This is a genomic window from Bacillus sp. SG-1, assembly GCF_000181495.1.
Taxonomy (GTDB): domain Bacteria; phylum Bacillota; class Bacilli; order Bacillales; family Bacillaceae_B; genus Rossellomorea.
Map to the genome: position 1 here is coordinate 1 of NZ_ABCF01000112.1, position 6,391 is coordinate 6,391.

The following is a 6,391-nucleotide window of genomic DNA, read 5'->3' on the forward strand; positions in this document are numbered from 1 at the left end:
CGGCTACTTTTCAGCAGAGCTGAAAAGCGAAAGAAACCCGAGGGTTTCTTTCGAATGAGACAAAAATCAATGAGATATCATTCTTGTGCTTCGCCGTTATTATGCCATATTTTTTAACGTCCTATGAGAACATATGCTTTAAGGCACGTTTCAAGTCAGGCTGCCAGTACTTCCAAGTATGATCGCCATCAAATTCATCGTAAAAAGTGGTGAAGTTTTCTTTCTCAAATAATTCATGAAGCTCTCTGTTTGGAGTAAGGAAGTCAGCTGTTTCCCCATTGGTCGTTTTAACTTCCGTCTCCCCTTTACCGATGATATGGTAGATGTTCAGGAGATGAGGCTGTCGATTACGTTTTACTGCTTCGATTACTTTCTCATTCACAAAAGGTGATTGCAGAATGACCTTTCCAAACATATTTGGATACTTTAAAGCGGTCATCAAAGAAACAGAGGCACCAAGGGAATCACCAATCAAAGCCCTTCCCATCCCCATGTGATAGACTGGGTATTCTTCATCCAGATAAGGCACCAATTCATGCGCTAAGAAGCGGATATAAGCAGCATTTTGTTCACCATCGGGATGATATTTTCTTCTGCGGTCATGAACATCCTTGTAAGGAATACCGACAATGATCATATTCTCAATTTCTTGATTGCCGATTAATTCATCAGCAACCCGAGGGATTCTGCCCAATTGAAAATAATCCCTTCCATCCTGGCAGATTACTAAAGAATACTTATATAAGGGTGAATAGGAGGGGGGTAAATAAACAAGCATAGTTATTTCTTCATTCAGTTCTTTACTGAAGAGGCTGATTTCATTGATTGTTCCTCTAGAAGCAGACATTCATATACCTCCAATGTTTAAATAGTCATGGTTCAAAATTGGCCTTTCAAGCATGGTGAAAAGCCTACCAAAACAGATTGTACCATAATTGAATTCCAAAATCCCTGCAACCGCTCACAATCACTGATTTAAGCAGAGAGGTTTTAAGACTGTCATTCTTGAGAAAAGTAGAAGAGGTATTAGTTTCATATTGAGCGAATTATCCGTATAATGTGAAAAAAGCTCTGTAAATATAGGAGGGATAAAATGTCTAAAATCATACATTCCAAAGATGTTACATATGCCGCTAAACAGAAACTTGAGGAAAGGGGAGTTTCAGTAGAAGATATAGCTGATATCGTCTTTCAAATGCAATACCCTTACCATCCTGAACTCGAAATGGCGGAGTGTATAGAAAGTGTTGAGAAGGTCCTGCTTAAAAGGGAAATTCAACATGCAATCCTCGTAGGGGTTGAACTGGATATCCTTGCTGAGAATAAACAGCTTTCCGAACCGCTTCAGTCGATTGTGGAAACAGATGAAGGCTTGTTTGGTGTTGACGAAACGATTGCCCTCGGTGCAGCCCTTGGTTATGGTAGTATCGCGGTAACAACTTTTGGCCACCTTGATAAAAATAAAATAGGGATTATCCGGGAGCTGGATACTAAAAATGGAAAAGGTGTCCATACTTTCCTTGATGATATGGTGGCAAGCATTGCTGCGAATGCAGCATCGAGGATTGCCCACCGACTCCGTGATGAGGAAGAACAATTCACAGACGAAGAAATCAAGGCCCATGACGAAGAGGAAATCATAGGATAACCATTGGTCCCGGCAATTTTTTGCCGGGATTTTCATAAATATGATAGATGTTGTCCGTAATAAATAGTTGCAGGTAAGGCAGAAAGGATATTATGCATACGGAAGGTCCTGAATTGTTGTCGTAAATAGCAATAAGCATGGATATATTCATTTTCTATTTTAGTAATGAGAATGGTTCGTTTGGTGAATACATCTTGCTCATTTTTATAAATGATCGTAACAGGAGTTCTGTTTTGCCAGGCTTTTCTTAGGTTCTTTTCCATAAGTGGCTCTCCTTTTTGTAGAATGAAAGTAGTAACATTCTATACGAACATCCGTTCTTTTATTCGTGATCTCATAAAAAAGTTCACCGGAGTATTGACAAACCGTTAATATTTCTTATAATAGAATATGTAACTGAAAACATTTACTATCTTGATCTGATAGTTCAGCGGGAGAATACATCCTTGACAGGGATGGGGTCGGGGGTTCGAATCCCTCTCAGATCATACCGTAAAGAGCACTGCTTCATTAGCAGTGCTCTTTTCTGTTTTATAGGCTCTTTTCTTAAACTTTGTTGCTATTTAATCTGTTTTTTTTGAAATATCCAGGTATGCAAGAAAGAAAAGAGCTACTCTCACTGTTCAGAGAGAAAAAACCTTGTACCTAGGGGGAGGAATCCGGCACGTGGGATTTTTCTGAAAGCAACAATCTATAAGAAAACAGACTTTTTATAAGGTTCATAGAGAAACCCGAAGAGAGATAATCTCTTCGGGTTTCTGGTGTCTGAGCTGGAGCAGTGTGTGTTTATAATTTTGTTCGGACATCCCAAAGCTCTGGAAAGAATCTGTGATCGAGGACCTTCTTTAGATAACCTACACCTGAAGAACCTCCAGTGCCTTTCTTATGTCCAATGATTCTCTCGACTGTTTTCATGTGCCTGAATCTCCATTGTTGAAGCCAGTCTTCTATATCTATGAGTTTTTCTGCAAGTTCGTAAAGATCCCAGTATTTTTCAACATCCTTATATACAGAAATCCAGGCTTCTTCAACAGACTGATGGTATTCATAGGCAGTAGTAAAATCCCTGTTCAACACTTCATCTGGAATATTCAAACCGGCCCTGGATAGTGCGAGGATAGAGGCGTCATATATGCTTGGCTTTTGGTATGCTTCCAGCAGCTGCTGATGAAGATGCTCATCCTTTTTATAGATTTCAAGCACATGTTTCGTTTTGTAGCCAAGCATGAACTCGATCATACGGTATTGATAGGACTGGAACCCCGATGCCTGACCGAGCTTTTCCCTGAATTCCATATATTCCGCTGGAGTTAAAGTGGACAGGACATCCCATGCTTGGATGATTTGTGATTGTATCTTTGATACCCTCGCCAACATTTTAAAAGCAGGGGAGAGCTCTCCTTTTTGGATAAGGTTGATACTGGCTTCAAGCTCGTGCAATATCAACTTCATCCATAACTCACTTACCTGGTGAATGATGATAAATAACATCTCGTCATGGTGTCCTGATAGTCTCTTTTGGCTTGAAAGAAGCGAGTCCAATTGCAGGTAATCCCCATAGGTCATTTTCTCTAAAAAGTCGGTATGTATATCCTTTTCAAAAATGTTCGTTTGCTTATTTTCTCCCATGTTTTCCCTCCTGATATTTAAACAGTGGTGTCTCTTATACAAACTTCGATTCAAAAGGTCAAACTCCTTCAATTATTGCAAATAAATGAGGGGGGATTCAGGTTTCTCTTGGTACAATATTTTTTTTATTCGAAAAAATAGCATTGGCGGCTTCTCTGGTTAGTTCATTCAAAACTTTCCTCTATGTTAATGCCCAAATTATCATAAATCCCCAGGTAAATGTGAGCTGCAGCGTTGAGGACCTTGAGATTTATCCGGCTGCCCTTTTAGGCTATAATGAAACAAAAGGGGAAAGGAGAATGACAAAATGACTACATATCCAAACACAAAGAATACAATGGAACTTATCAAACAGCTCGTTAGTATCCCAAGTCCTTCCGGGAATACGAATACAATCATATCCTTCGTCGAGGACTATCTAAAAGAGACGGGTTACGAGATGTACAGAAACAGAAAAGGCGGCCTGATTGTGACCATACCGGGAGAAGATGACAGCAGGCACCGTATGCTGACTGCCCATGTGGATACATTGGGGGCAATGGTAAAAGACATTAAAGCTGACGGACGATTAAAGCTTTCCATGATTGGCGGCTTCCGCTGGAATGCTGTAGAAGGAGAATATTGTACGATTGAAACTTCTTCTGGAAAAACCTATACTGGAACGATTTTGATGCATCAGACATCTGTCCATGTTTATAAAAATGCAGGAGAAGCTAAGCGTGACGATGCCAATATCGAAATCCGTATTGATGCGAGAGTTTCAAACCCAGGCGAAGTAAGGGAGCTTGGGATTGAAGTGGGAGATTTTGTCTCTTTCGACCCTCGTGCGGAAATCACGGACAGCGGTTATATTAAATCAAGGCATCTGGATGATAAAGCAAGTGTCGGAATGCTGCTTCAGCTGATCAAAAAAATTAAAGAAGAAGGCAAGACGCTGCCGTACACAACCCATTTTCTTATTTCCAATAATGAGGAGATCGGCTACGGCGGAAACTCGAATATTACCCCTGAGACAGTAGAGTACCTGGCAGTGGATATGGGAGCGCTGGGAGACGGACAATCCTCTGATGAATATACTGTTTCCATCTGTGCCAAAGATTCAAGCGGTCCTTATCATTTAGGGTTGAGAAAGCATTTGGTGGAACTTTCAAAAGAGAATGGAATTGACTACAAGGTGGACATCTATCCGTTTTATGGTTCTGATGCCTCAGCAGCCATCCGTGCAGGACATGATATCATTCATGGACTCGTCGGGGCAGGAATCGATGCTTCACATGCATATGAAAGAACACATGAATCCTCTTTATACAATACAGAAAAACTTCTTTATCACTATGTACAGTCTCAAATGGTGGAATAGAAAACTAAGAATGAAAGGCCAATCGTTTACGGTTGGCTTTTTCTGTTCAATATGACGCGCGGTTGTCATTGCGAGAGGAAGAAGGGAATGAAGTACCGCGAAGTCGAAGCACGGTGTGTCATTGCGAGAGGAAGAAGAAAATGAAGTACCGCGAAGTTGAAGCGCGGTGTGTCATAGAGAGAGAAAGCAGGAAATGAAGTACCCCGAAGCCAGAGCGCAGGTGTCATAGGTTGGCAGCCAAGAAATTCCACACACCGCTCGCATATGCAAGACGAATTTAGATACATAGAATTTGAATGCCCTGTCACCAGATGGTAATATCATGAAATTCGATGATTTTCGACTTTTTTTGTTTATTGCACCTTATGAAGGATATATATTTCTACTATAAGCTTCTTAAAGCTAAATACTAAACTTTTGAAGGAGTGTGTTTAGAATGGCAAACAACCAAAACAATAATAACAATAACGGTAAGATGTCAAGAGAAGAAGCAGGACGTATGGGCGGAAAAGCAACAAGCCGCAACCATGATAAGGAATTCTACCAGGAAATTGGTGAAAAGGGCGGCGAAGCAACAAGTCAAAGTCATGACAAAGAATTCTATCAAGAAATCGGAGAAAAAGGCGGAGAAACAACAAGCCGCAATCATGACAAGGAATTCTACCAGGAAATTGGTGAAAAGGGCGGCGAGGCAACAAGCCGTAACCATGACAAGGAATTCTATCAGGAGATTGGTGAAAAAGGCGGCGAAGCAACCAGCCGAAATCACGACAAAGAGTTCTACCAAGACATCGGAGAAAAAGGCGGCAACCGCAGCGGAAACAATAATTCCTGATATCGGGAATCAGATTCGATCTGCATAGAATGTAAGGGGATCTCTGCCTGCTTTGGCAGAGATCTTCTTTATCTATTCAAATATTAGTTAATTCTTAGGAAAAAGCTTGAATTAATTGGCCTAAAGTAGGAAGATGGAAAGAAATAGGAGTGGTATAAAGAGGTGAAGGGATGAATACGCTATTTTCAATAGGCAAACTACCCAAGGGACATAACAATTGCATTACGGATGTAAAAGGTGTAAAGGTTGGGCATGTCACTCTGTCTGAAGACAAGGAGAATGGCGAAAAAGTACAAACTGGTGTAACAGCTGTCTTGCCGCATGGCCAAAACCTATACCGCCAAAAGGTACGCAGTGCAAGCTATGTTATAAATGGTTTTGGCAAAACTACCGGCCTTATCCAAATTGATGAACTGGGCCTCTTAGAATCTCCGATCATGCTGACGAACACTTTTTCAGTGGGAAATGTTTGGCAGGGGGCACTTCAGTACATGATGGGCCAAACGCCTGAAATAGGTGAAACAACTGGTTCCATTAACATTGTCGTAGGTGAGTGCAATGATAGTTTCCTGAATTCAGTCAGACTGCAAGCGGTTCAACCTTCTCATGCAGAAGAAGCAATCAAAGCTGCAAGCAGCTCACCTTCTCAAAATGGTGCAATAGGAGCAGGGGCGGGAACAATGTGTCTTGGTTATAAAGGTGGAATCGGTACATCGTCAAGGCTTATTGAAGCTGAAGGTGAAACCTTTACAGTTGCCAGTTTAGTGCAGACCAATTTTGGAAGAAGAGAAGAAAACAAGTTCCTTGATCGGGAGTTGGAACCGACCGGCGAAAAGCTGCCTGACGGATCGATCATGATCATTCTTGCTGTGGACATTCCAATGTCAGACAGACAGCTTAAGAGATTAGCTAAAAGGGC

At 41.2% G+C, this 6,391-nt stretch carries 7 protein-coding genes and 1 tRNA gene; 5 read left to right on the plus strand and 3 right to left on the minus strand.

Translation table 11 applies throughout. From position 1 onward, the window contains the following. Positions 1-121: 121 nt before the first annotated feature. Positions 122-847, minus strand: a complete 726-nt coding sequence (locus BSG1_RS18515) for an alpha/beta hydrolase (RefSeq protein ID WP_006838757.1) — start codon at positions 845-847, stop codon at positions 122-124. A 246-nt stretch (positions 848-1,093) separates the two neighbouring features. On the opposite strand from BSG1_RS18515, the gene BSG1_RS18520 reads away from it, so the two are divergent. Next, positions 1,094-1,648 (plus strand): phosphatidylglycerophosphatase A family protein, encoded by a 555-nt coding sequence (locus tag BSG1_RS18520; RefSeq protein WP_006838758.1) that lies wholly within the window; start codon positions 1,094-1,096, stop codon positions 1,646-1,648. Between the two features lie 32 nt (positions 1,649-1,680). Here the strand turns inward: BSG1_RS18520 and BSG1_RS18525 are convergent, their stop codons facing one another. Next, the gene (locus tag BSG1_RS18525) at positions 1,681-1,911 is read right to left on the minus strand and encodes a WYL domain-containing protein (RefSeq protein ID WP_006838759.1); all 231 of its coding nucleotides are present in this window, start codon (positions 1,909-1,911) and stop codon (positions 1,681-1,683) included. 153 nt (positions 1,912-2,064) lie between these two features. Here BSG1_RS18525 and BSG1_RS18530 point away from each other — a divergent pair. Continuing rightward, positions 2,065-2,136: transfer RNA gene (locus BSG1_RS18530), tRNA-Val, on the plus strand. A gap of 298 nt (positions 2,137-2,434) precedes the next feature. Here BSG1_RS18530 and kynA read toward each other — a convergent pair. Then, positions 2,435-3,277, minus strand: a complete 843-nt coding sequence (kynA, locus tag BSG1_RS18535) for a tryptophan 2,3-dioxygenase (protein WP_006838760.1) — start codon at positions 3,275-3,277, stop codon at positions 2,435-2,437. 307 nt (positions 3,278-3,584) lie between these two features. On the opposite strand from kynA, the gene BSG1_RS18540 reads away from it, so the two are divergent. The 3 genes from BSG1_RS18540 to BSG1_RS18550 form a co-directional block, all read left to right on the plus strand. Next, complete coding sequence (locus tag BSG1_RS18540) at positions 3,585-4,637, plus strand: M42 family metallopeptidase (RefSeq protein ID WP_006838762.1); 1,053 nt, start codon at positions 3,585-3,587, stop codon at positions 4,635-4,637. 436 nt (positions 4,638-5,073) lie between these two features. Further along, entirely contained in the window at positions 5,074-5,472 is a 399-nt protein-coding gene (gene gsiB, locus BSG1_RS18545; RefSeq protein WP_006838763.1) for a glucose starvation-inducible protein GsiB, read from the plus strand. Between the two features lie 170 nt (positions 5,473-5,642). Continuing rightward, a partial coding sequence (locus BSG1_RS18550) for a P1 family peptidase (protein ID WP_006838764.1) occupies positions 5,643-6,391 on the plus strand: 749 nt, incomplete at its 3' end.